Raw genomic sequence first — 23,281 nt, forward strand, 5'->3', positions numbered from 1 at the left:
TCCGACCATCAACCGAGGCGAGGTCGCCCTTGTCCCTGAACGTCTCCTCCTGGGCGATCCGCCAGCCGCTGCCCTCGATCCTGATCTCTCTCATCCTGCTGATCCTCGGCTGGATGAGCTTCACCAAGCTGCCGATCACCCGGCTGCCCTCGGCGGACATCCCGATCATCTCGGTGGCGGTGGCGCAGTTCGGGGCAGCGCCGGCGGAGCTGGAGACCCAGGTCACCAAGACGATCGAGGACGGCGTCTCCGGCGTCGAGGGCGTGCGCCACATCTCCTCGACCGTCACCGACGGCATCTCGGTGACGACGGTGCAGTTCCGCCTCGAGACCAACACCGACCGGGCCCTCAACGACGTCAAGGACGCCATCACCCGCATCCAGGCCGACCTGCCGCGCAACGCCGAGACGCCGCTGATCCAGCGGGTCGACGTCGTCGGCCTGCCGATCGTGACCTACGCGGCGGCGGCGCCGGGCAAGACTCCCGAGCAGCTGTCCTGGTTCGTCGACACCGTGGTCAAGCGGCGCCTGCAGAGCATCCGGGGCGTCGCGCAGTTCGAGACCATCGGCGGCGTCGAGCGCGAGATCCTGGTCTCCCTCGATCCCGACCGCCTCCAGGCCTTCGGCCTCACCGCCGTCGACGTCAGCCGGCGCCTGCGCGGCATCAACGTCGACGTGGCGGGGGGGCGCACCCAGCTCGGCGGCCAGGATTACGCCATCCGGGCGCTCGCCGGCGCCCGCTCCCTCGACGAGCTGAAGGGCGTGATGATCCCGCTCGCCACCGGCGGGCAGATCCGGCTGCAGGATCTCGGCGTCGTCACCGACACGGTGGCGGACCGGCGCACCTTCGCGAGCCTCGACGCCAAGCCCGTCGTGGCCTTCGGCATCAAGCGCGCGAAGGGCGCCAGCGACGTGGTCGTGGCCAAGGCCGTGCAGGCGAAGGTCGACCAGATCCAGGAGGAGTACCCGGACGTCAAGCTGACGCTCATCGACACCTCGGTCGACTACACGGTCGGCAACTACGAGGCCGCGATCAAGACCCTGTTCGAGGGTGCGGCGCTCGCCGTGATCGTGGTGTTCCTGTTCCTGCGCAACCTGCGCACCACGATCATCGTGGCGGTGTCGCTGCCCCTGTCGATCTTCCCGGCCTTCTGGGCCATGGACATGCTCGGCTTCTCGCTCAACCTCGTGAGCTTCCTCGCCGTCACCCTTTCGACCGGCATCCTGGTCGACGATTCGATCGTCGAGATCGAGAACATCGTCCGCCACATCCGCATGGGCAAGTCGCCCTACCAGGCGGCGATCGACGCCGCCGACGAGATCGGGCTCGCGGTCATCGCGATCAGCTTCACCATTGTGGCGATCTTCGCGCCGGCGAGCTTCATGGGCGGCATCGCCGGCCAGTTCTTCAAGCAGTTCGGCATCACGATCGCCGTGCAGGTGCTGTTCTCATTGCTCGCCGCACGCTTCGTCACGCCGATGCTCGCCGCCTACATCATGAAGCCGGAGGTGCACGAGGAGAAGCCGCCGGGCCGGGTCGAGCGGGCCTATGTCTGGCTCGTCACCAAGTCGGTGAAGTACTACTTCCTCACCGTGCTCCTCGGCATCGGCCTGTTCGCCGCCTCGATCGCCAGCATGCGGCTCCTCTCCGAGGGCTTCCTGCCGGCCCAGGACACCGCCCGCTCGCTGCTCTCGATCGAGCTGCCGCCGGGCTCCCTCGTCTCCGACACCCAGCGGGTCACCGACCGCATCGTCACCGAGCTGCACAAGATCCCGGAGGTGAAGAGCGTCTTCGTCAACGGCGGGCGCGTGCCGCAGGGCACCGCCGAGGTGCGCCGCGCCTCCCTGATCCTGAACTATACCAACAAGTCCGAGCGCACGGTCACGCAGCACGCCCTCGAGCAGCAGGTGGAGCGGCGGCTCCAGGAGATCCCGGACATCCGCTACTGGTTCGTGGACGAGAACGGCCTGCGCGCCATCTCGCTCGTGGTCAACGGCCAGGACAGCCGCACGGTGGCGAGCGTGGCCAACGAGCTCGCCAACCAGATGCGGCGCCTGCCGACGGTGGCCAACGTGATCTCGGGCGCCACCCTCGACCGGCCGGAGCTGCGCATCCGCCCGCGGATGGACCTCGCGGCCCGTTTCGGCATCACCGCCGACACGCTGTCGGAGACGATCCGCGTCGCCACCATCGGCGATGTCGGCCCGGCGCTCGCCAAGTTCGACGCCGGCGACCGGCTGGTCCCGGTCCGGGTCCAGCTCGACGACAACGCCCGGCTCAACTGGTCGGTCATCGAGGGCCTGCGCATCCCGAGCCCGGCCGCCAAGGGCGGCGTGCCGCTCTCGGCCGTGGCCGACCTCAGCTTCCAGGACGGACCGGCCAACATCGCGCGCTACGACCGCGAGCGCCAGGCCACGGTGGCAGCGGACCTCGTCGGCACCGCGGCCCTCGGCGACGTGCTCAAGAGCATCGACGCTCTGCCGGTGATGAAGAACCTGCCCAAGGGCGTGCAGGTGAGCCAGTCGGGCGATGCGGAGAACCTCGCCGAGCTCTCCGCGGGCTTCGCCGAGGTGATGCAGGCGGGCCTGCTGATGGTCTACGCCGTGCTCGTGATGCTGTTCGGCTCGTTCCTGCACCCGATCACCATCCTGTTCTCCCTGCCGCTCTCCCTCGGCGGTGCCGTGATGGCGCTCCTCATCACCGGCAAGCAGCTCACCACGCCGGTCTGGATCGGCATCCTGATGCTGATGGGCATCGTCACCAAGAACGCGATCATGCTGGTGGAATTCGCCATCGAGGCGATGCGCCACGGCATGGACCGCAACGAGGCGATCATCGATGCCGGCCGCAAGCGCGCCCGGCCGATCGTGATGACCACCATCGCCATGGTGGCCGGCATGGTGCCGAGCGCCCTCGCGGTCGGGGCCGGCGGCGAGTTCCGCTCGCCGATGGCGATCGCGGTGATCGGCGGCCTCTTGTTCTCGACGATCCTGTCGCTGATCTTCGTGCCGGCGGTGTTCTGCCTGATGTGCGTCATCTCCGACCTGCCGAAGCGGCTCTATCGCGGGGTCGCGGCCCGGACCGGGCGCCTGCGCGCGGGCCGGTCCAAGAGCAAGGACGCGGCGGCCGGCGAGGCCCCGCCCGGCGGGCTGGCGACGCCGGGAGAGTGACGCGACCGTCCGGAATGCTCCGGACACCGCATCGCGCCATCCGCGCGCCCTGACACATCCGGGAGATCGCACTCCCGGCCTGTGCCGCGCCCGCCGAGCGCGGGTCCGCCCGGGGCCCGGTGCGGTGGTGCCCGGCTTTTCTCCCGCCGGCGCGCGTGGGGGCGGCCAAACCGGCACGGATCGGGCATAGAGGCGCGTCTCGGGGGGCAGGCACGGGAAGGACGCGACGTCGCATGAACACGGAATCCGCCGGCCGGGTGCTCGTCGCCGGGGGCGGCATCGCCGGCCTCGCCGTCCGCCGCGCCCTGTCCCAGCGCGGCAGCCCCTCGCTCACGCTCGAGCGTCGCGGGGTGCAGACGGATGCGGGGCTCGCCATCAACCTGCCCGGCAACGCGGTGCACGCCCTGGCCCAGCTCGGCCTGCTGGGACCCTTGCGCGCGGTCGGGTCGCGGGTGCGCCGGCGCGAGTACCGGACCGAGCGCGACCGCCTCCTCTTCGCCGTCGACGAGGAGGCGTTCTGGGGCGTCGAGACCGGCCCGCACTGCCTGCGGCGGGCCGACCTGCTGCGCATGCTGCAAGCCGACCTCCCGCCTGACGACGTCCGGCGAGGCACCGGGATCGCCGCGATCCGGCCGGAGCCGCAGGGGGTCGCGGTCGATCTCGAGGACGGGTCGACCGAGGCCGGCGGCCTGCTCGTCGGAGCGGACGGCGTACACTCGACGGTCCGCCGCGGCCTGTTCGGGGGCGGAGGCCCCGGCGCGGCCGTGCTGGCCACGCAGAGCTGGCGCTTCATGACGCCCAACCCGGGCGTCGACGCCTGGACGCTGTGGGCCGGGGCCGGGGCCCTGTTCCTGCTCATCCCCGTCGACCGCGGCGAGGCCTACGGGTGGGTCTCGGCCGGCCTGGGTCCGGACGCGGGGGCCGATCCGGCGGCGCTGCGTGCCGCCTTCGCGCCGTTCCCGCGCCTCGTGCGCGACACGCTCGACGCGGCCCTGTCGCGACCCGCGGCGATCTATCATTCGCCCCTGGAGGAGGTCCGCATCCCGGCCTGGACCCGCGACCGCACCGTCCTGGTGGGCGACGCGGCGCACGCGACCGCCCCGGTCTGGGCCCAGGGCGCCGCCCTCGCCCTTGAGGACGCCCTGGTGCTCGCCGGACTGCTGTCCGGACGCGCGGACTGGGACCGCATCGGCGCGGAGTACGAGCGGCTGCGCCGGCCCCGGGTCGCGCATGTCCAGACCATGACCGATCGCCTGTCGCGCACCGCGCGGATCCCGAGCTGGGCGAGGAACCTGCTGCTCCCGAAGATCGGGCCGCGGAGCTACCGGGCCACCTACGGCCCGCTTCGCGCGCCAGCGGGGGTCTGACGACTTTCGCGAGCCCCCGGTGGGAACGACGGACCGGGAGCCCCAGGCGTCACGCTCACAGCGGACCCGTGAACTGCTCGAGTGCCCCCCACGCCTCGGGCCCGAACTTCGCCTTCCACTCGGCGTAGTAGCCGGCCTTCACCAGGGCCTCCCGGAAGGGCGCGCGGTCCGGCGTGTTGATGACGAGGCCCTTCGCCCGGAGCCGCGCCTCGCCCTCGGCGTTCATGCGCGAGAAGGCCTGCCGCTGCCGCTCGACCGCCGCGTCGAAGTGCCGGCCGATCAGCTCCTGCGCGTCGCGGGGAAGCCCGTCCCAGGTCCGGCCATGGGCGAGGATCCACAGCCCGTCCCAGCTGTGCCCGGTCCGCGAGAGGTACTTCTGGACCTCGTAGACCTTCGTCGCCTCGATCTGCGGCAGCGAGTTCTCCATCCCGTCGGCCACCCGCGTCTGCAGGGCGGCGTAGGTCTCGGCGAGGTTGATGGTGGTCGGGGAGGCGCCGAGGGCCTTGAACAGGGAGGTCAGCAGCGGGCTCGGCGGCACCCGGATCTTCAGGCCCTGCAGGTCGGACACCGCCGTGATCGGCCTGACGCCGGTGATCACGTCGCGAAAGCCGTTGTCGACGACGCGGAAGGCCCGCAGCCCGAACCGGCCGAGCGCCTCCCGGATGCGCTCGCTCAACGGTCCCCCGTCGAGGGCGGCCCAGAGCGGCACGTAGCCCGGGAAGGCGTAGGCGACGCCCGGGATCCCGGCGAGCGGCGCCAGGGTCTGCAGCGAGCTCGCCGAGGTGAGGGTGAACGCGATGGCGCCGGAGCGCAGCTGCGACTGCATGCTCAGCTCGCTGCCGAGCTGGCTGTCGGGATAGAGCGTGATGTCGATCCGGCCGTTGCTCTCGGCCCGAATGGCGTCGAGCGCCTCGACGAGGCAGGTCGTGGCCGGGTGGTGCTGGGGCATCGGCGAGCCCATGCTCAGGCGCAGGGCCGTCGCCTCGGCCCGCACCGATGGTGAGGCGAGGGGAGCGAGGAGCAGGCCGGCCCCCACCCGCTGCATGACCGTTCTGCGCGTCGGCATCGTGAATTCCCCCCCGTCGATGGTCGCCGGGCTCGTCCCGGTCTCGATCCGCAGGCTATCCGGTGGCGGCCCGCTCCAACAGGGCCCGCGACGCCTTCCGCCGGAGTGTTCACGATGCTGCGCGACACCGGGATCGGCATCGGCCGAAAGGCGGGGCCACCCTCCGCCGAAAGGCGGATGGCGCTACCGATCGCGCCGAACCACCGCCTGTCGGCGCGCCTAGACGCTCAGTTTCCGTGACAAAACAGCGATCTCTATTTGGCAATACATAAAATGTAGCTTGCGGACCGCGGGGGCCGCAGCCGATGATCGCCGCCGGGGCGGTCCGGGGACCGTCGCAAGAGCCGTCGGAGGAGAGCGATGCTTTCTCCACGTCCCCACGACAGCCTGACGGTCCGCGCGCGCGGCTCGGGCCCGGCGGCGGGAGGGCAGCCCTCGGCCCTGGCGCGCTGCGTCGCGGCGCTGGCGCTCCTGATCGGGGGCGGGATCGCCGCCGCGGCCGCCCAAGGAACAGCCCGAGAGACGGACCGAGAGGCCGTCCAGGCGGCCGCCCGGGTTGCGGCCGGCGATGCCGTTGCGGCGGCGCCCCGCCGGATCGTCCATGCCGACGTCGTCGCGCTCGACCAGCTCATCGTCTACAACCGGTTCGGGTCGTTCAATCCCTACGGGATGGTGTTCGCCCTGCGCCGGGACGTCTCGGCCCTCGGGCCCGGCACGGCGACGGATGCCGACCAGTGCCGCGACCGGGACGGCACGGAGGCCGGGGAGGGGGCGCTGACCCCGGGAGCCGTCCGACTGAAGGACTGCAAGCGGGCGCGGCCGCTGACCCTGCGGGCGAATGTCGGCGACATCCTCGAGATCAAGCTCACCAACCTGCTCAGGCCGGCGCAGCCGGGCATCTCGGAGACGTGGTGCGGGAACCGCCAGAGCGACGACGGCACGCGGCCCACGCGCCGGGACGAGCGCACGGCCTTCGAGGCGCAGTGCCGGGAGGCCGACAGGATCGAGCGGCAGGCGAACGCGGAGGAGCGTGCGGCCGCCGCCGAGGAGCGCCGCGGCGACTGGCCGGCGACCCGCGGCCTGTCGCTCTCGATTCCCGGCCTCGAGCCGTTGCCGGTCGGCGAGACGGTGCCGGATGCCTGCCTGGGCCTCGCCTCCGTGCCGCCGGGCCGCTCCTTCGTCTGCCGCTTCCGGCTCGAGCGCGAGGGCACGCACCTCCTCTCAAGCCTGGCCGCGCCCGCGGGCGGGGAGGGTGATGCCGGCTCGGCCACGCACGGCTTGTTCGGCGCGCTGATCGTCGAGCCGCCGGGCGCGCGGGCCCTGCGCAGCCAGGTCTCGAGCGCCGCCTTCGACAAGGTCTGGCCGGGCAAGGCAGGGCAGGGCGCGGTCGCGATCCGCCACGCCCGGTCCGGGGCGCCGGACTACGCCGCGGCCTCCGGGGCTCCGGGCTCCCGCGATGCGCGGCCGGACGCCCATCCGTGCGGCACCGCGCCGGTCCCGGTGCTGGAGGTCGTCCGGCCCTGCCCGGGCCGCGAGACCGTCGACGGCATCGCCTACGCCCGGGCCGAGCTGGTGCACGGCGACCTCAACGCCGTCATCGTGCCGGATCCCGGCCGCGCCCTGCCGCCGATCAATCCGGCGCTGACGGGCGAGGACCGGCGCACCGCGATCCGCCTCGACCAGGAGGCCCGCGCGCCGTTCCGCGAGTTCACCGTCGTCTTCCACGACGAGCTGAAGACCTACTACGCCGATCCGCAGCGGGAGCTGTCGCAGTTCGGGCAGCTTTCCGCCGCCCGCGACGGCTTCGCCATCAACTACGGGTCCTCGGGCGCGGGCGCGATGGTGCTCGCCAACCGCAAGGGCATCGGCCCCACCGCCAACTGTCCGGAATGCCTCTACGAGGAGTTCTTCCTCGAGAGCTGGGCCAACGGCGACCCGGCGCTGCTCGAGAACTACCCGGACGATCCCTCGAACGTCCACCACAGCTACCTGAACGACAAGGTCGTCTTCCGGAACCTCCACATCGGCAAGGAGACGCACGTCTTCCACCTGCACAGCCACCAGTGGTTCGCCGGCAACGACGAGAACCGCGGCGCCTACCTCGACAGCCAGACCATCGCGCCGCAGCAGGGCTTCACCTACCGCATCTACCACGGCGGCCTCGACCGCTACCGCGACGAGCGCGCACCCGCCGGCGCCCGGGGCTGGTGGGAGGCCGCGAAGGGCTCCGGCAACCGCAACCGGACGGTCGGCGACGCCATCTTCCACTGCCACCTCTACCCGCACTTCGCGCAGGGCATGTGGGCCCTGTGGCGCGTCCACGACGTCATGGAGGACGGCACCCGCGTGCTCCCCGACGGGCAGAAGCAGCCCGGCCTGTCGGTCCTCCCCAACACGGCGCGGACCGAGCGGCGGGAGGGCTCCGTCGCCCTCAGGGGCGGCCAGTGGCTCGGCACCGGCAAGGACCGGGGCACGCCGGTCCCGGGCGTCGTGCCGGTCCCGGGCGAGGCGGCGCCGCTCCTCCCGGTCTACACGGCTCCCGAGACCGTGGCCGAGGCCGCCGACGGGATGCCCGGCTACCCGTTCTTCATCGCCGGCGAGCCCGGGCACCGCGCGCCGCAGCCGCCCCTCGACATGGCGCGCGACCTCGCGGAGGGCGCGGAGGGGCGCCTCCTCGACGGCGGCCTGCCGCGCCACGTGATCACCGGCGGCCTCTCCCTGCCGTCGGTGCTGACCGCGGCCGAGAAGCAGGCGGCCCGGTCCGACCCCTCGGTCCTCGCCGGGCTCGCCCCGACCCTGGTGCCGCGGATGCTGGCGCTCGGCGACGCGACCTCGGACTACGAGCGGCTCGACCTCAAGGTCCTGCCCCATGCCGGGACGCGGCTCGAGCAGAACGCCATGGGCTTCCACCATGACGGCAAGCGCCCGGGCGGCGGCGCGCTGCCCCTGCGCAATGCGGCCGGCGACCCGGTCGGGCCGCAGACCCTCGGCAGCTACCCGTCGTTGCGCCTGCCGCCGCTCGGCGGCGCGGCGCGGCTCGACCCGGCGGGCTTCGCCGTGAACGGTGCGCCGCCCGTCCCGGGTGCGCCCTACGCCGACCCGTGCGGGGCCGCCTCCACCCTGGCCGCCAGCCCGTTCCGGCGCTTCGTCGGGTTTCGCGCCGGCGCGGCCGAGCGCGACCGGTTCGAGGACGCGGTCCTGACGCGCAAAGCCGACCCGGCGGTCGCGGGGGACGGCCTGCTGCGGGCCCTGCGCGGCAACCTCGACTTCGTGCCTGATCCGGGCCTGCTGGGCTTTCGCCGCTACGACGTCTCGGCGATCCAGTTCGACATGACGGTCAACCGCGCCGGCTGGCACGACCCCCAGGCCCGCATCGCCGTCCTCACCGCAGAGGCAGACGCCTGGAAGGAGTCGCGCAGCGCCCGGGCCGAGCCGTTCTTCTTCCGCGGCTTCTCCGGCGAGTGCATCGAGCTGCGGCACACCAACGAGTTGCCCAAGGACCTCGAGCTCGACGATTTCCAGCTCCGGGTGCCGACCGACACGATCGGCCAGCACATCCACCTGGTGAAGTTCGACGTCACCTCCGCCGACGGCTCGGGCAACGGCTTCAACTACGAGGACGGCACCTTCGCGCCCGACGAGATCCTGGCGCGGATCTGCGCCGCCCGGAAGCCGGAGGGCAGCATCGCCGGCGAGGCCGCCGGGGTCGCCCCGCGCGGGTCCGAATGCGCCGACCTCGCCGCCGCCAAGGCCGCCCTGGAGGACGCGGTGGCGCGGAACGACGCCGGCGCGATGGCCGAGGCGCGCCGGCAGTTGCGGGCGGCGCAGCTCTGGTGGCGCAAGGGCGCGGGGAACCGCCGGACCTACTTCCAGACCACGGTGCAGCGCTGGTTCGCCGACCCGATCCTGTCCAACACCGGCGACGGCAAGGCGGCCGACCGGACGCTCCGGACCGTGTTCACGCACGACCATTTCGGGCCGAGCAACATCCAGCAGCACGGCTACTACGCGGCGCTGCTGATCGAGCCCAACACCCACGGCGTCGAGCGCTACGCCGGCCCCGAGCAGGCCCGCGCCGACATGCCGGACCGGGTGCCGCCGCCCGAATGGCCGGCGGCGGGCGAGCCGGTGACGCCACGCCTCATCGAGGGCGGCCGCGGCCTCGTCGGCGCCCGCGCGGTCGTCGAGGCCGTCACCGACCGGAACCGGGTGGGCGACCCGATCCACCCCAACACCCGCGAGTTCGCCCTCGCGATCGCGGATTTCGCCCTGCTCTACGACGGCGCCAAGCAGCCGCCGCAGGATTTCGACGCCGAGAGCGCCGCCGCGCAGCGGACGCCGAAGGGAATGGCGCGGCTCGTCGCCGAGGCTCGCTGCGAGGTCAAGGACCTCGCCGACGCCGCACGGCAGGATCCCGACATCGAGCCGGGCGAGAGCATCCCGGCGCGGCGGGCCGGGCTCTGCGTGACCGCCGCCGGCCAGATCCCGGTCGACGAGCCGGCGAGCGCCGCCGAGGACGCCGCGCGCAAGCCGGAGCACGCCGGCCAGGTGACCGCCCTCGCGACGCACGCCGCCGCGTGGCGCGAGGCCCATGGCCGGCCGGTCGCAGCCCCGCCGCGCCCGGAATCCTTCAGCCAGAAGCACCACGACCCCTACCTGGTGAACTACCGCAACGAACCGGTGCCCCTCAGGGTCGGCGCCCGGGACGCGAGCGGAGACAAGTTCGCCTTCGCCGACAATCCGTGCTCCCTCGCCGGGTCTGGCGGCGTCGGGCCCGCGGGCGAGAACGAGGCGGGCCGGCAGCACCAGCGGAACCACGACGACGTCCGCGCCCAGCGCCGGGGCGAGGCGGGCGACCTCGCCAACGTCTTCCGCAGCGCCTGGACGCGCCGGGACGCGGCCCGGGACCGGGAGACGACGGAGGGCCACGGCGATCCGTGCACGCCCGTCATCGAGGCCTATGCCCGCGAGCGCCTCCTGCTGCGCATGGTCCAGGGCGCGCAGGAGGTGCAGCACACCTTCCATATCGAGGGCGTCGCCTTCCGGCGCAACGCCGACCAAGCCTACCCGACGGCCCGCGCGCATCTCGGCCGCCTCGCCACGGCCCTGCGCCCCCGCAACGAGCATTGCCACGACGACCGGGACGCCCGCGACGGACGCCCGCGCGACCTCACGGGCCTCGTCGACCGGACCGGGCCCGCCGCCGGCTTCTGGACGACGTTCGAGCGCCTGATCGGCGGCTGCGACAACCTGCTCGGCGTCACCTCGGCCCAGGAGATCGGACTCTCGGAGCATTTCGAGATCGGCGGGCGCCTCAGCGCGACCGCCCCCGGCTACGCCGACCTGCCGGGCACCGGCCTCGCCGCCCGGCGGCCGGGCGACGGCGGCCCCCGCGGTGCCGCGGTCGCCGCCACCGCCTCGTATGCCGACAGCTCGGGGCGCCTGCGCGCGCCACGCGCCGCCCTGGGCGACGCTCCGCCCGGGCGGCCCTGGGCGGGCGACAGGCTGCGCAACCAGTCGGTGACCGGACCGAGCCTGAACCTCGACACCTTCCGCAAGCAGATCGACCTCGAGAAGGCCGGCCTCAAGGAGCGCGACCTGCGGCAGGCCCTCGACTACATGTACAGTTTCGGCTCCGCGGACGCGATCTGGAACGGGGCCTGGGGCCTCGTGCGCATCTACGACCGGCCCGGCTCCTTCGACCTCGCCCGCTGCCTGCGCGACCCGACCGCGAGGGACTGCCTCACCGGGGACCGGCCGGCCGCCCGCGAGCGGTTCCGGCCCGTCCGCACGGACGGCGTCGCGGCGAGGCCCGATGCGCCGGCCCTGGAATCCGCCGCCCCGGAGGAGGACGAGGCCCCGCCCCGGGTGGCAACGGCCCAGGCCCTCGTCTGCCCGGCGGGCGCGCAGACGGTCGAGACGATCATGGTGGCGGTCCGGGCCGACGAGATCCTCGACGGCCCGATCCGCGGTCTTCCCTACGACGGGCGGACCGGCCTCTCCGATCCCGACGGTCTGATGATCGTGTCGCTGCCGTTCGACGACCTGCGGCGGATCGTGCCGCCGGATCCCGCGACCGGTCCCCGCGAGGTCCGGACGTTCTACGACGTCCTCCAGGCCCAGGCGCTGCCGCGGCGCGAGGACATCGTCGCCATGCTCAAGCAACGCTACGCCGGCGTCGACCGGCCCGAGCCCTACGTGCTGCGGGTCAATGCCGGCGATTGCGTCAGCGCGGTGATGATCAACGCGCTGCAGCAGGGCAGCGGCACTGCCCCGGTCGGGATGCGCGACCTGCCGGGCGACGCGCTGATGCCGAAGATCGTGCCGCTCAACACCGATCCGCACCAGCTCGGAGGGAGCGGCCGCGACCTATGGCCGTCGACCCGCGTCACCTTCACCCTGCCGGCCGCCGTGACCTCCCCGCGCAACGGCGTGCCGTTCCCGTTCGGGGTCAACCAGACGTCTCCGCTCCTCACCGAGGCGGAGGCGCGGGAGCTCGAGCGGTCGGATCCGGCACCGTGCAGCCTCGGCGCGGGCCGGTGCCTGCCCGACCGTTCGTGGACCACGGTCACGTTCTACGCCGGCGCGCTGAGCGTGGATGCCCGCGCCCTGCAGCGGCTCCTGCCCTGGCAGCTTCCCGCCGACAGCAGGCTCTCCGCGATCCGGATCGAGACCAGGCCCCGGGCCGGCTGCGGGCCCGACCGCGTCGAGTTCGCCTTCCTGACGGTGCTGCTCTGCGCCGCGAACGGACGGACGGCCCTCGACTTCTCGGCCACGGCCACGGGCTCGGAGGCGGACAACGCCGACGAGGTCGCGAAGCGGCTCGCCGACTACCTGGGCGAACGCCAGGGCGAGTTCCTGTCCGCCATTCCGTACGCGGCCGGCGCGCTGCCGATCCGCGTGGCAGGCGACCTGATCGGCCACGCGTCCCACGGCCTGTCGGGCATGCTGATCGTCGAGCCACAAGGGGCGACCTATCCGGGCCGCCCGGAGGGGAGCGACCCGATCCACGTCGTCTCCCGGACCCGGAGCCAGGGCGGCGAGCCGATCCGCGTCGCCCCGCTCAGGCTCTGCCCGCCCGGGGCGGCGGACCGCGGCGGGGCCTGCCCGGTGCGCATCCCGGAGGCGGCGATCCGCGAGCACGCGCTGATGGTCCAGGACGGGCTGAACCTCTGGAGCCGCCGCTGGGCGGGACCGGGGCCGAGACCCGTGCCGGTCACGGTCGACGGCCATCCCGGGCACCCGCTGCCGAACTGCCCCGTCTGCGACGATTCCTACGATCTCGGCGAGAAGGGCGTGAGCTACCGCACGGCGCCCTTCGCCCGGCGCCTCGGTGGCGCCCTCGGCCTGCGGACCTATCCGGACGACCGCACGAACCTCAACGCGGTGGTGTTCCCCCGCACCTTCTTCTCGCCGACCCACGCCCCGGTCCCGACCCCGACCCTCGACGCGCGGGCCGGCGAGGAGATGATGATCCGCCTCGCGCACCCCGCCGGCCGCGCCCGCCACCGCGCCTTCGTGACCCTCGGCGCGTCCTACGACGACCTGCTGCCGGGCTTCGGCACCGGGCATTCCGGCCACCTCGCGCCGGGCAAGGCCTTCACGGCCTCGCTCTGCGCCTCTCGGCAGCCCGGCACGTACCTCTACCGCGACGGGCCGCAGGCGATCTTCGCGGCCGGCGCCTGGGGGCACGTCGCCGTGACCCCCGCCGCCGCGGACGCGCCGTCGTGCCGGCCGTGAGCCGGATCGCCCCGGCGCTCCTCCTCGGCGGCCTCGCGGCCGCCGGGTGGGACCGGGCGGCCCGCGACGCGGACGGGGGCCCGGCGGCCTTCGGCAGCGCCGGCCTCGCGGTCGCGGCGAGCCTCGCCGACCTCGACGGAACCGATCTCGCCGAGGCGCCAGTCGAGGCGCCGTTCCGGATCCGCCTCGACTTCCGCGATGCCGCGGGCGCCGCCGCGCGGGTCACCGGCCCGGTCGCCTGGCTGCGGCCCCTCGGCCCGAACGCCTCGACCTGCCAGGACTCGGCCCGGGCCGCGCGGGTGACCGGGCGCCTCTCCGGCGACGACGTGCCCCTGGCGGGGCTCTCCCTCGTCACCCTCGACGCGGCCGACCGCGTCGCCATCGTCGATCCGCACCGCCCGGCCGCGGCGCGAATCGTGGCGGGGATCGTGCCGATGGGCGGCCGGCCGGGAGGCTTCGTGGTCCATCCGGGCCGCGGCGAGCTGGTCTACGGCCGGCCCGACCGGGGCGACGTGGTGACGGTGCCGCTGCCCTTCGGCCGCCCCGCCGTCCTCGCCGCCGGGCTCGCCGGGCCGCACGGGCTCCTGGCGGCGCCGGACGGACGGCTCTGGGCGGCCGAGGACGCGCATGTCCGGCTCCTCGACCGGGGCGGCGCCACGCTCCTGCGCCTGCCCCTGGCGGGCCCGGTCGTCCTGCACGAGGCGGGTCCCGGCCGCCTCCTCGCGGCGGGGCGGAACGGCTCCGGCCTGATGCTCGACCGTGGCACCGGCCAGGTGGTGGCGCGGTTCGCGCCCGGCCGCCTCGCGCCCGTCGCCGCGGCGACGCCCGACGCCGCGCTCACGGTCCGGCAGGAGCGCCTCGTCCGCGTCTACGCCGATTCCCCCGACCGGGACGACGACCTCGACGCTCCCGGCGCGCCGGTGGCGATCCGCGCCGACGAGGCGGGCCGCTGGGCGGTCGTCCTGTCCCGGCATGAATCCGGCGCACTCGAGCTCTCCGTCCTCGACCTCACCCTCGGGCGGCGCGTCCACGGCTTCTCGGCGCCGGAGCCCTTCGACGAGGCGGTGATCCTCGGCGCCGCGATCTTCCTCACCTGGCCGAGCCGCCCGGTCGTCACGGTCGTCGACCTCGCGGCGCTCCGGGACGGGGACGCGGCCGTCCGCGACGTGCGCCTTAACGGCCCGGCCGGGCCAGACCCGGGGCCACGCCGCGGCCCGATGATGGCGCCGCTCACGCCGCTCTCGGCGGTGGCGGTGATTCGGCCCGGCGGCCGCATCCTGCACACGGTGCTGGCGGGCGGCGGCCTGTCCTCCGCCCCCGCCCAGGCGATCGCCCTGAAGGGCGATGCGCCGGTCGCCCTCGCCGCCTATCCGCGCTCGCTCGTCTCCCGGGGCGAGGGCCGCTTCGAGGCGACGGCGCGGTTGCCGCGGGGCGGCCGGTGGGAGCTCGTCACCACGACGGGGATCGGCGGCACGACGGCCTGCCTGCCGATTCCCGTCCGGGCCGTGGAGGAGCCGCCGCCGGCGCCGCGGCTCGAGGCCGAGGTCGACGCCCGGGCGGCCGGGAGCGTGACCCTGGCGATCCGCCTGCGCGACGGGCCCGCCGCCCGGCCCGGCGCCGCCCTGAGGGTCCGGCTGACCGCCCTCGACGGCAGCGACGTCCGCGACGTCGCGGCGGACCCGCGGGGCGACGGCTTCGTGACGCCGCCGTTCCGGGCCGCGCCGGCACTCTACGCGATCAGCCTCGCGGACGGTTCCTCGCGGCGCCCCGAACCGGCCGTCGTCGACCTGCGCCCGGACGCGCCGGAGGCCCCGCGATGAGGCGGCGTCCGGCCCGTAGCCGGACCGGCGCGCCCGCGCTGGCGCTGGCCGTCCTCGTCGCCCTGGCGCCGACGGCGCGGCCGGCCTCGGTGGTGGCGCCCGCCCGGGCGCCGGAGCCGGTCGTGCTCGACGCGGAGCTGCGCGGGACGGACGGCCGCCCGGTCCGCTTCCGGCGCGACGTGCTCGGCCAGGGCGTCACCCTCGTGTCGTTCACCTTCATCGGCTGCCGGGTCCAGTGCCCGATCTCCGACCTCCAGGTCACCCAGGTCGAGGACGGGCTCGCCGCGAAGGGCCGCGGCGACGTCCGCCTCGTGACCCTCACCCTCGATCCCGACAACCGGCCCGAGGACCTGCGGCGGCACGCGGAGCAATTCGCGCCCGGAGCCTCGCGCCGCTTCCTCACCGGGAGCTTCGCGGAGCTGATCCCGCTGCTCGACGGGCTCGGGATGCAGTTCGGCTCCGTGTCGGACCACGCCTTCTTCTTCCTCCTGTTCGACCGCCGGGGACGCTTCGTCGCCCGGATCGACGGCACCGATGCGACGCCGGAGCGGCTGATCGCGGCGCTCCTGGCGATCCCGGACCGATGAGGGCGGCCTTGCGCCGGACGCTTGCCGCCGCGGCCCTCGTCCTCGGTCCCGGCGCCGCCGCGCAGACGGACCCGGCCGCGCTCTTTCGCAGCGGCATGCGGGCGTCGCCGGCCGCTGCGGGCGGGCGGGCCCTCGTCCTGCCTGGGTGCCGCGACTGCCACGGGCGGGACGGGGCCGGCGGCCGGGAGAGCGGGGCGGTGGTGCCGCCGATCGCCTGGTCGGCCCTGACCCGCGCCGCCCTCGCGCGGCCGGCCTACGACCGGACGAGCTTCGCCGCCGCCCTTCGCGACGGCGTCGGGGCCGGCGGGCGCCGGCTCCAGGCGCTGATGCCGCGCTACCCCGCCGGCGAGGACGACGCGGCCGCCTTGTGGGACCACCTCGCGCGGCTCGAGGCGAGCGAGCGCCGCGGCGTCGCCCCCGACCGGATCCGGCTCGGCGTCGATGCCGCCGCCGGTCCCGGGCTGTTCGCGCGGCTGCGCGCGGAACTCGGCGAGGGCCTGCGCCTGCACGGGCGCCGCATCGAGCTGGTGCGGGTCCGGGATGCCGGGGTCGAGGAGAGCGGCCTCCTCGCGCTGGTCTTCGCGACCGACCCCGCCGCGCGCCACCGCGACGGCGGTCTGCCGCTGCTCTTTCCCCTCGATCCGGTCGACGACGCGGTCCGCGCCGACGAGGTCCGCAGCCTGATGCCCTCGCGCCGCGACCAGGCCGACACCCTGCTCGCCGCGGCGCCGCCCGAGGCGCCGGTGCTGGCGGACGAGGCGGGGCGGGCCCTGCTGCCCGCCGCGACGAGGCGGCGGATCCTCGACGCCGACCGCCTCGCGGCGCCGCTTCCGGGCGAGCTGATCGTGCTCGTCGCGCCGGGCCGCTGGCGCGGCCTGCTCGGGAGGCTGAGGCCGGGCACGCGCGTCCACGCGATCGGGCCGGAGGTCGGCGCGGTGCTGCCGGACCTCGCGCGGAGAGGGGTGCGGCTCGCGGTCACGAACCCGAGCGGCGGGCCGGGGGTCGACGCCGCGTCCGCGCCGGCCGACCGCCTCGCCCGGACGGCCGCGTCGCTCCTGCGCGCGGCGCTCGCCGCCGCCGGGCGCGACCTCACCCGCGGCGCGCTCCTGCGCGCCTTCGACGGGATCCGCCTCGACGAGCCGGACTGGCCCGGCCTCGACTACGCCCGCCACCCCCGGACCGGCCGGCGTGACGCGGCCCTGCTCACCCTGGAGTAGTGACGCCGGCCTGCGCGACGGGGGGCGGGGCCTGCGACGCCTCGCCGTCGGCGGCGGCAGACGGCTCGACGATGCCGCGCAGGGCGGCCGCCAGGTCGGCGAAGCTGAGCTGCCCCTTCTGCAGGATGCGGTCCGCCTGCCCAGCGAGCTGGCGGCGGTCCTCGGCGGTGATGTCCTTCGCGGTCAGGACCACCACCGGGATGTCGCGCCACTCCGGCCGGGCGCGCAGCCGGCGCAGGAAGCCGAACCCGTCCAGCTCCGGCATCATCAGGTCGAGGAGGATCAGGCCGGGGCGGCGGGCGGCGACCGCCTCCAGGCCCGCCAGGCCGTTCTCGGCCGAGGCGACGCGCCAGCCCTCCCGGGTCAGCAGGGCGGTCATGCGCTCGCGGGCATCGGCGTCGTCGTCGACGACGAGGATCGGCCCCTCGCTCAGCGTCGGCTTGAACCGCTCCATCACCTCCCGGAGCTGCCCCCACTCGACCGGCTTGTGCAGGTAGTCCGTCGCCCCGAGGGAGAAGGCGAGGTTCTGCTCGTCGAGCACCGTGACCATGACGACCGGCGTGGCGCCGAGCTCCTCGTCCGCCCGCAGGGCCCGCAGCACCGACCAGCCATCCATGTGCGGCATCGTGACGTCGAGCAGGATCGCGCGCGGGCGCAACGCCCGGGCCTTGGCCAGGCCCGCGCGACCGTCCTCGGCGGTCACGACCTGGAAGCCGTCCCGCCGCAGGAAGCGGGCGAGCAGGTCGCGGGTCGCCGGATCGTCATCGACGACGAGGATCTGCTCGCCAGACGCCTCCGACGGGGCCGCCGCGGGCTCCGCCTCCGGCATCGCGCCCGGGACGTCCCGCTCCTCGAACCGCGCCGGGACGCGCAGGGTGAAGGTCGTCCCCCGGCCGGGCTCGCTCGCCACCGCGACGTCGCCGCCGAGCATGTGCGCGAAGGCCCGGGTGATCGCCAGCCCGAGGCCCGTGCCGCCGAACCGGCGCGTCGTCGAGGCGTCGGCCTGGGTGAAGCGCTGGAAGAGCTTGGCCTGCTGCTCGGCGCTCATGCCGATGCCGGTATCCGTCACCCCGAAGGTGAGCCAGTCGATGCCGTCCTCGTGCGTCCGGGACGTCGAGAGCGTGATACGGCCCCGCTCGGTGAACTTGGCGGCGTTGCTCAGGAGGTTGATCAGGCACTGGCGCAGCTTGGTGACGTCCGTGTGCGCGCTGCCGAGGTCGGTACCGGCCTCGACCGTCAGGGTGTTGGCCTTCTTAGCCACCAGCGCCTCGACGGTGGCGGCAACGTCCTGCACCGTGGCGGCGACGTCGAAGCTCTCCGGGTAGATCTCCATCCGCTCGGCCTCGATCTTCGACAGGTCGAGCACGTCGTTGATCAGCCCGAGCAGGTGGCGGGCGTTCGACTCGATCTTGCGCATGTCGGCGAGCAGGCTCTCCTCGCCGAGATCCTCGATCTCCTCCTGCAGCATCTCGGCGTAGCCGATGACCGCCGAGAGGGGCGTGCGCAGCTCGTGGCTCATGTTGGCCAGGAACTGGCTCTTGGCCCGGCTGGCCTCCTCGGCGGCCCGCTTGGCGGTCTCGAGCTGCAGCTCGGCCTCCTTGCGCGCCGTGATGTCGGCATGCGCCCCGACCCATTCGCGCACGCGGCCGTCCTGCTCCAGGATCGGCACGCCCCGCACCTCCATGTGGCGCCAGGCGCCGTCGTGGCGGCGCAGGCGGTGCTCGATCTCGTACAGGCTCTTCGAGGCGACGGCCCGGGCCCAGGCCTCCTCGGTGGCGGCGCGGTCCTCCGGGTGGATGGCCTCCAGGAAGCCCCGCCCGGCGGCCTGCTCCGGGGTCTGCCCGGTGAAGCGCGTCCACTCGGAGGTGACGCGGGTGAACTCGCCCTCGGGCGTCGTGGTCCAGACGACGGCGGCGGTCGCCTCGGTCAGCGAGCGGAAGCGCTCCTCGCTCGCCGCGAGCCGCATCTCCGACAGCCGGCGCAGGGTCGTGTCGCTCATCACCAGGCCGACGCCGTCGGCCTGGGACCGCGTGTCGCTGACGTCGCGCCGCAGGGGGAAGAAGCTCATCTGCAGGTGTCGCACCCCGCCGGGCGCGCTCGGGGTCGGAACCGCGACGTCGATGTTCGAGGTGACGAGCCCCTGGTCGCGGGCCGCGACGAGCATCGGGGCGAGCTGATCGCGCAGCGACGGCAGCAGCGCCCAGATCGGCGCGCCGAGGCCGGTGCCGAGGCCGCGCTCGCACATGCTCTGCATGGCGGGGTTCATGTGGCGCAGCGTCAGGTCCCGGTCGAGGAAGCCGAGCCCCACGGGCGCGTTCTCGAACACGCCGTCGAGGCGGGCGGCCATCCGCCGGCTCTCGCGGCGGCGCTGGCGCGCGAGGCGGGCGAGCAGCGCCAGGGCGGCGGCCGCCGCCGCCAGGGTGGCGAGGGACAGGACCGGCAGGCGGACCCGCTCGGCGCCCTCGATGCGGGCGAGGTCGCGCCGCGCCCGGTCCTGGGTGGCCTGCGTGAGCGCCCGGATCGCATCCGTCGTGCGCTTGCCCTCGCCGGTGAGCACGAGGGCCGTCGCCGCGGAGAGGTCGCCGGTCCGGCGCGCGGCCACGACGCGCGCGGCGAAGGCCCGCTCGGCGCTGACCTGCGCCGCGAGGCGGTCGCGCGCCGCCTCGTCCTGCTCGAGCCGGGCGAGATCCGCCAGCTCGCCGTCGATCCGCTCGAGGGCGGCCTGGTAGGGCTCGAGGTATTCCTCGACGCCGGTGAGCGCGTAGCCGCGCATCCCCGTCTCGAGATCCTTGATCGTCGAGAGGACGTGCTCGCTCTGGGCGACGACCGCGTTCTGCCGCGCGGCCTCGGCGCGGTTCTGCGACGCGGCCACGTAGTTCCACACGCCGCTTCCCAGCGCGACGGCGATGAGCAGGACGGCGAGCGGAGAGCCCGTGAGATGACGCCACGCCGGCTGCGTGGCCGCACGCGCCGGCGGACCGGCTTCGGTGGTCATGTCCTCAGGTCCCTTCCGCATTGACCTGCCTCTCAACGCACGGCGGGAGCACGTGCGCCGGTCAGGTCCCCGATGTCGGAAATCCCCGACGGGCCCGCGCGTTGCACGCGTCCACCGCGCGGGTGCCGCGCGCGGGCGATGACGGACGTGCGCGCCCGCTTCGATCCGCCGCCGCCGCACTGCCCCGGCGGGGCTCACCCTCCGCCCTCCACCCTGTTAGAACGAAGAAAGAACGAGCGGGCCGGCGGCTCCCGGTCTAAGCCGAGGCCCGGGCTCGCGCGGAGCCGCGGGCGGCCGGATCGGGAGAGCGTGATGGGAATGAAGACGACGTTCGTGGTGCAGACGTTCGAGCTGCACCGGAAGCGATTGCGGCCGGGGGCGCGGGACGTGGCGCCGACCGAGAGCGGCGCGCTGAAGCGCGCCGAGGCGATCGCCGGCCGGATGCCGGGCGCGGCGGCCCTGCGCATCGTGGCGGACGACGAGACCGGCGAGCTCGAGAGCGTCGCGATCCTGGGCCAGTTCGGCGAGATCCCGGACGATTTCGCCGAGAGCCTGCAGGGCGGCTGAGCCCGGAACGACGAGGACAGGAGAGCAGGATGGCCTTCAAGGCGAAATCAGCGGCGGAGACCAAGACGGCGGAGCTGGCCTCCGCGCTCATCCGGATCGCCGACCGGGAGGGAGCGCCGACCACGATCGGAGTCGATGAGCTCAGGCGGGCGAGCCCGCGCCTGACGCCGCTGGCGATCGGGCAGCTGTTTCGTCGCCACCGCGAGGACCTGGAGGCGGCTTTGGCGGAGCGCGGCTACACCCTCGTCGACTACGCCGACCAGGGTCCCGGGCGCGGGATGGAGTTCGAGATCGCGGCGGCCTGAGCGGGGCCCGTCCGGCCTCGCCTCCGGTCGCGACGGTGGACTAAAGTCTGCCGCGCGGTGCCGTTGCGGCGGCCACGGATTCGCAGCACAGATCGGGCCCATCTGCGGGCCATCCGAGCTGCCGTCCCGTGCCGGTGCGATGGTGTCACGCTCCTGGCGAAGCATGATCCTGGTGGAGTCGATATGAAGACGCGCGCGGCGGTTGCCTGGGAAGCCAAGAAGCCTCTGACCATCGAGACCATCGACATCGAAGGCCCCAAGGCCGGCGAGGTCCTGGTCGAGGTGATGGCCACCGGCATCTGCCACACCGATGCCTACACGCTCTCGGGCCTCGACTCCGAGGGCAAGTTCCCGGCGATCCTCGGCCACGAGGGCGCCGGCATCGTGCGCGAGGTCGGCGCCGGCGTGACCTCGGTCAAGCCCGGCGACCACGTCATCCCGCTCTACACGCCGGAATGCCGCAACTGTAAGTCCTGCCTGTCGCGCCGCACCAACCTCTGCACCGCGATCCGCGCGACGCAGGGGCAGGGCGTGATGCCCGACGGCACCAGCCGCTTCCGCTGCGAGTCCACCGGCGCGAGCCCGGGTTCGAACACCGTGTTCCACTACATGGGCTGCTCGACCTTCTCGAACTTCACCGTGCTGCCCGAGATCGCCCTGGCGAAGGTGCGCGAGGACGCCCCCTTCGACAAGATCTGCTACATCGGCTGCGGCGTGACCACCGGCATCGGCGCCGTGATCTACACCGCCAAGGTCTGGCCGGGCGCCAACGTGGTGGTGTTCGGCCTCGGCGGCATCGGCCTCAACGTGATCCAGGGCGCCCGGATGGTCGGGGCCGACAAGATCGTCGGCGTGGACATCAACCCCGACAAGCGGGCGATGGCGGCGAAGTTCGGCATGACGGACTTCATCAACCCGAACGAGGTCGGCACCGACAAGGTCGTGCAGGCGATCCTCGACGTGACCGGCGGCGGCGCGGACTTCTCGTTCGACTGCACCGGCAACGTCAACGTGATGCGTCAGGCGCTGGAGTGCTGCCACCGCGGCTGGGGCGAGTCGATCATCATCGGCGTGGCCGAGGCCGGGCGCGAGATCGCGACGCGCCCGTTCCAGCTGGTCACCGGCCGGGTGTGGAAGGGCTCGGCCTTCGGCGGCGCCCGAGGGCGGACGGACGTGCCCAAGATCGTCGACTGGTACATGGAGGGGAAGATCAACATCGACGACCTGATCACCCACACCATGCCGCTCGACGAGATCAATCACGGCTTCGACCTCATGCACGAGGGCAAGTCGATCCGCTCGGTCGTGGTGTACTGACGGGCGACCGAATCCGGCGGCACCCGATGGCGTCGCCGCCGGGCACGGCTTCGCGGCGATACGGTTCAGGGGTTCACGGCGTCATGGACACGATCTCGAAGGCTCTCTCGCATGGCGGCGTCCAGGGCGTGTACCGGCACGAGGCCGAGACCACGCGCTGCCCGATGACCTTCGCGGTCTACCTGCCGCCGCAGGCCGAGGCCGGACCGGTGCCGGTGCTCTGGTATCTCTCCGGCTTGACCTGCACCCATGCCAACGTGATGGACAAGGGCGAGTACCGGCGGGCCGCGGCGCGCCACGGCATCGCCATCGTGGCGCCCGACACCAGCCCCCGCGGGCCGGACGTGCCGGACGAGCCCGACAACTGGCAGTTCGGATGCGGCGCGGGGTTCTACGTCGACGCCACGCAGGCTCCTTTCGACCGCAACTACCGGATGTGGAGCTACGTCACCGAGGAGCTGCCGGCCCTCGTCGCCCGCGAGTTCCCGGTCGACATGGGGCGGCAGGGCATCTTCGGGCACTCGATGGGCGGCCACGGGGCGCTCACCATCGCGCTGCGCCACCCCGGGCGCTTCCGCTCCTGCAGCGCCTTCGCGCCGATCGTCCAGCCCTCGACGGCCGGCTGGTCGATGCCCGCCTTCGCGCGCTATCTGGGCGACGACAAGGCCGCGTGGCGGCGCCACGACGCGACCGCCCTGATCGAGGACGGGCACCGCTTCCCCGAATTCCTCGTCGACCAGGGCACGGCCGATTCCTTCCTCAACGACGGCCTGCGGCCCTGGCTGCTGGAGGAGGCGTGCCAGCGGGCGGGCATCGGGCTCACGCTGAACATGCGGGAAGGGTACGACCACTCCTACTTCTTCATCTCGACCTTCATGGACGACCACATCGCCTGGGCCGCCGAGCGCCTGCGCTGAGAGACTGGTCGGCTTGCCGAGACGGAATTCTCGCCTGCGGGAATCCTGGAGATGACCGGGAGAGTCGTCGGCGAGTGCGCCGGTTCGACTTGATACACCGATCGAACATCTCATACCCTCGCGCCTTCGCATCGACACGTCGATGCGAAGGCGTCCGGCGCATCAGCGCCGGCGCCCGTTCGGGCTTGCCTTGCGCCTCCGAACGGGTCCGTT

12 protein-coding genes are annotated in these 23,281 nt (G+C 73.9%); 10 read left to right on the forward strand and 2 right to left on the reverse strand.

Annotated features, from left to right (window positions below):
• The first annotated feature begins 29 nt into the window (after positions 1-29).
• Entirely contained in the window at positions 30-3,170 is a 3,141-nt protein-coding gene (locus tag VQ02_RS07000) for an efflux RND transporter permease subunit (RefSeq protein WP_048443451.1), read from the forward strand.
• A 233-nt stretch (positions 3,171-3,403) separates the two neighbouring features.
• Positions 3,404-4,537: an FAD-dependent monooxygenase gene (locus tag VQ02_RS07005; RefSeq protein ID WP_048443452.1), complete on the forward strand. Its 1,134-nt coding sequence runs from the start codon at positions 3,404-3,406 to the stop codon at positions 4,535-4,537.
• A 55-nt stretch (positions 4,538-4,592) separates the two neighbouring features.
• Here the strand turns inward: VQ02_RS07005 and VQ02_RS07010 are convergent, their stop codons facing one another.
• Positions 4,593-5,603, reverse strand: a complete 1,011-nt coding sequence (locus VQ02_RS07010) for a TRAP transporter substrate-binding protein (protein WP_245239655.1) — start codon at positions 5,601-5,603, stop codon at positions 4,593-4,595.
• Between the two features lie 360 nt (positions 5,604-5,963).
• On the opposite strand from VQ02_RS07010, the gene VQ02_RS07015 reads away from it, so the two are divergent.
• The 4 genes from VQ02_RS07015 to VQ02_RS07030 are packed head-to-tail and all read left to right on the forward strand — an operon-like array spanning position 5,964 to position 16,967.
• Positions 5,964-13,343 (forward strand): cupredoxin domain-containing protein, encoded by a 7,380-nt coding sequence (locus VQ02_RS07015; protein ID WP_048443454.1) that lies wholly within the window; start codon positions 5,964-5,966, stop codon positions 13,341-13,343.
• Positions 13,331-15,163 (forward strand): thioesterase domain-containing protein, encoded by a 1,833-nt coding sequence (locus VQ02_RS07020; protein ID WP_048443455.1) that lies wholly within the window; start codon positions 13,331-13,333, stop codon positions 15,161-15,163. Before VQ02_RS07015 ends, VQ02_RS07020 begins: the two co-directional genes overlap by 13 nt.
• Positions 15,160-15,750, forward strand: a complete 591-nt coding sequence (locus tag VQ02_RS07025) for an SCO family protein (protein WP_048443456.1) — start codon at positions 15,160-15,162, stop codon at positions 15,748-15,750. Before VQ02_RS07020 ends, VQ02_RS07025 begins: the two co-directional genes overlap by 4 nt.
• Positions 15,751-15,758: 8 nt before the next feature.
• Positions 15,759-16,967 carry a hypothetical protein gene (locus VQ02_RS07030; RefSeq protein WP_157080534.1) on the forward strand — a complete coding sequence of 403 codons (1,209 nt, stop codon included), beginning with the start codon at positions 15,759-15,761 and terminating at the stop codon, positions 16,965-16,967.
• On the opposite strand, the gene VQ02_RS07035 is transcribed toward VQ02_RS07030, so the two are convergent.
• Complete coding sequence (locus VQ02_RS07035) at positions 16,954-19,962, reverse strand: response regulator (protein WP_048443458.1); 3,009 nt, start codon at positions 19,960-19,962, stop codon at positions 16,954-16,956. The genes VQ02_RS07030 and VQ02_RS07035 overlap by 14 nt on opposite strands.
• A gap of 312 nt (positions 19,963-20,274) precedes the next feature.
• On the opposite strand from VQ02_RS07035, the gene VQ02_RS07040 reads away from it, so the two are divergent.
• The 4 genes from VQ02_RS07040 (at position 20,275) to fghA (ending at position 23,068) form a co-directional block, all read left to right on the forward strand.
• Positions 20,275-20,529, forward strand: a complete 255-nt coding sequence (locus VQ02_RS07040; protein WP_048443459.1) for a hypothetical protein — start codon at positions 20,275-20,277, stop codon at positions 20,527-20,529.
• Positions 20,530-20,558: 29 nt separating this feature from the next.
• Positions 20,559-20,834: a hypothetical protein gene (locus VQ02_RS07045; RefSeq protein WP_048443460.1), complete on the forward strand. Its 276-nt coding sequence runs from the start codon at positions 20,559-20,561 to the stop codon at positions 20,832-20,834.
• Between the two features lie 183 nt (positions 20,835-21,017).
• A complete protein-coding gene (locus VQ02_RS07050) occupies positions 21,018-22,151 on the forward strand; it encodes an S-(hydroxymethyl)glutathione dehydrogenase/class III alcohol dehydrogenase (protein ID WP_048443461.1) in 1,134 nt (377 codons plus the stop codon).
• Positions 22,152-22,234: 83 nt separating this feature from the next.
• The gene (gene fghA, locus VQ02_RS07055; protein ID WP_048443462.1) at positions 22,235-23,068 is read left to right on the forward strand and encodes an S-formylglutathione hydrolase; all 834 of its coding nucleotides are present in this window, start codon (positions 22,235-22,237) and stop codon (positions 23,066-23,068) included.
• Positions 23,069-23,281: the final 213 nt, after the last annotated feature.

It is taken from the genome of Methylobacterium variabile (assembly GCF_001043975.1).
In the GTDB taxonomy this organism is placed as follows: domain Bacteria; phylum Pseudomonadota; class Alphaproteobacteria; order Rhizobiales; family Beijerinckiaceae; genus Methylobacterium; species Methylobacterium variabile.

Excerpts from the sequence above, each read along its gene's own strand:
- VQ02_RS07025 (WP_048443456.1), top strand. The coding sequence starts at position 15,160 with ATGAGGCGGCGTCCGGCCCGTAGCCGGACCGGCGCGCCCGCGCTGGCG.
- VQ02_RS07040 (WP_048443459.1), top strand. The coding sequence starts at position 20,275 with ATGGGAATGAAGACGACGTTCGTGGTGCAGACGTTCGAGCTGCACCGG.
- VQ02_RS07010 (WP_245239655.1), bottom strand. The coding sequence starts at position 5,603 with ATGCCGACGCGCAGAACGGTCATGCAGCGGGTGGGGGCCGGCCTGCTC.
- VQ02_RS07050 (WP_048443461.1), top strand. The coding sequence starts at position 21,018 with ATGAAGACGCGCGCGGCGGTTGCCTGGGAAGCCAAGAAGCCTCTGACC.
- VQ02_RS07005 (WP_048443452.1), top strand. The coding sequence starts at position 3,404 with ATGAACACGGAATCCGCCGGCCGGGTGCTCGTCGCCGGGGGCGGCATC.
- fghA (WP_048443462.1), top strand. The coding sequence starts at position 22,235 with ATGGACACGATCTCGAAGGCTCTCTCGCATGGCGGCGTCCAGGGCGTG.
- VQ02_RS07045 (WP_048443460.1), top strand. The coding sequence starts at position 20,559 with ATGGCCTTCAAGGCGAAATCAGCGGCGGAGACCAAGACGGCGGAGCTG.
- VQ02_RS07015 (WP_048443454.1), top strand. The coding sequence starts at position 5,964 with ATGCTTTCTCCACGTCCCCACGACAGCCTGACGGTCCGCGCGCGCGGC.
- VQ02_RS07035 (WP_048443458.1), bottom strand. The coding sequence starts at position 19,962 with ATGACCACCGAAGCCGGTCCGCCGGCGCGTGCGGCCACGCAGCCGGCG.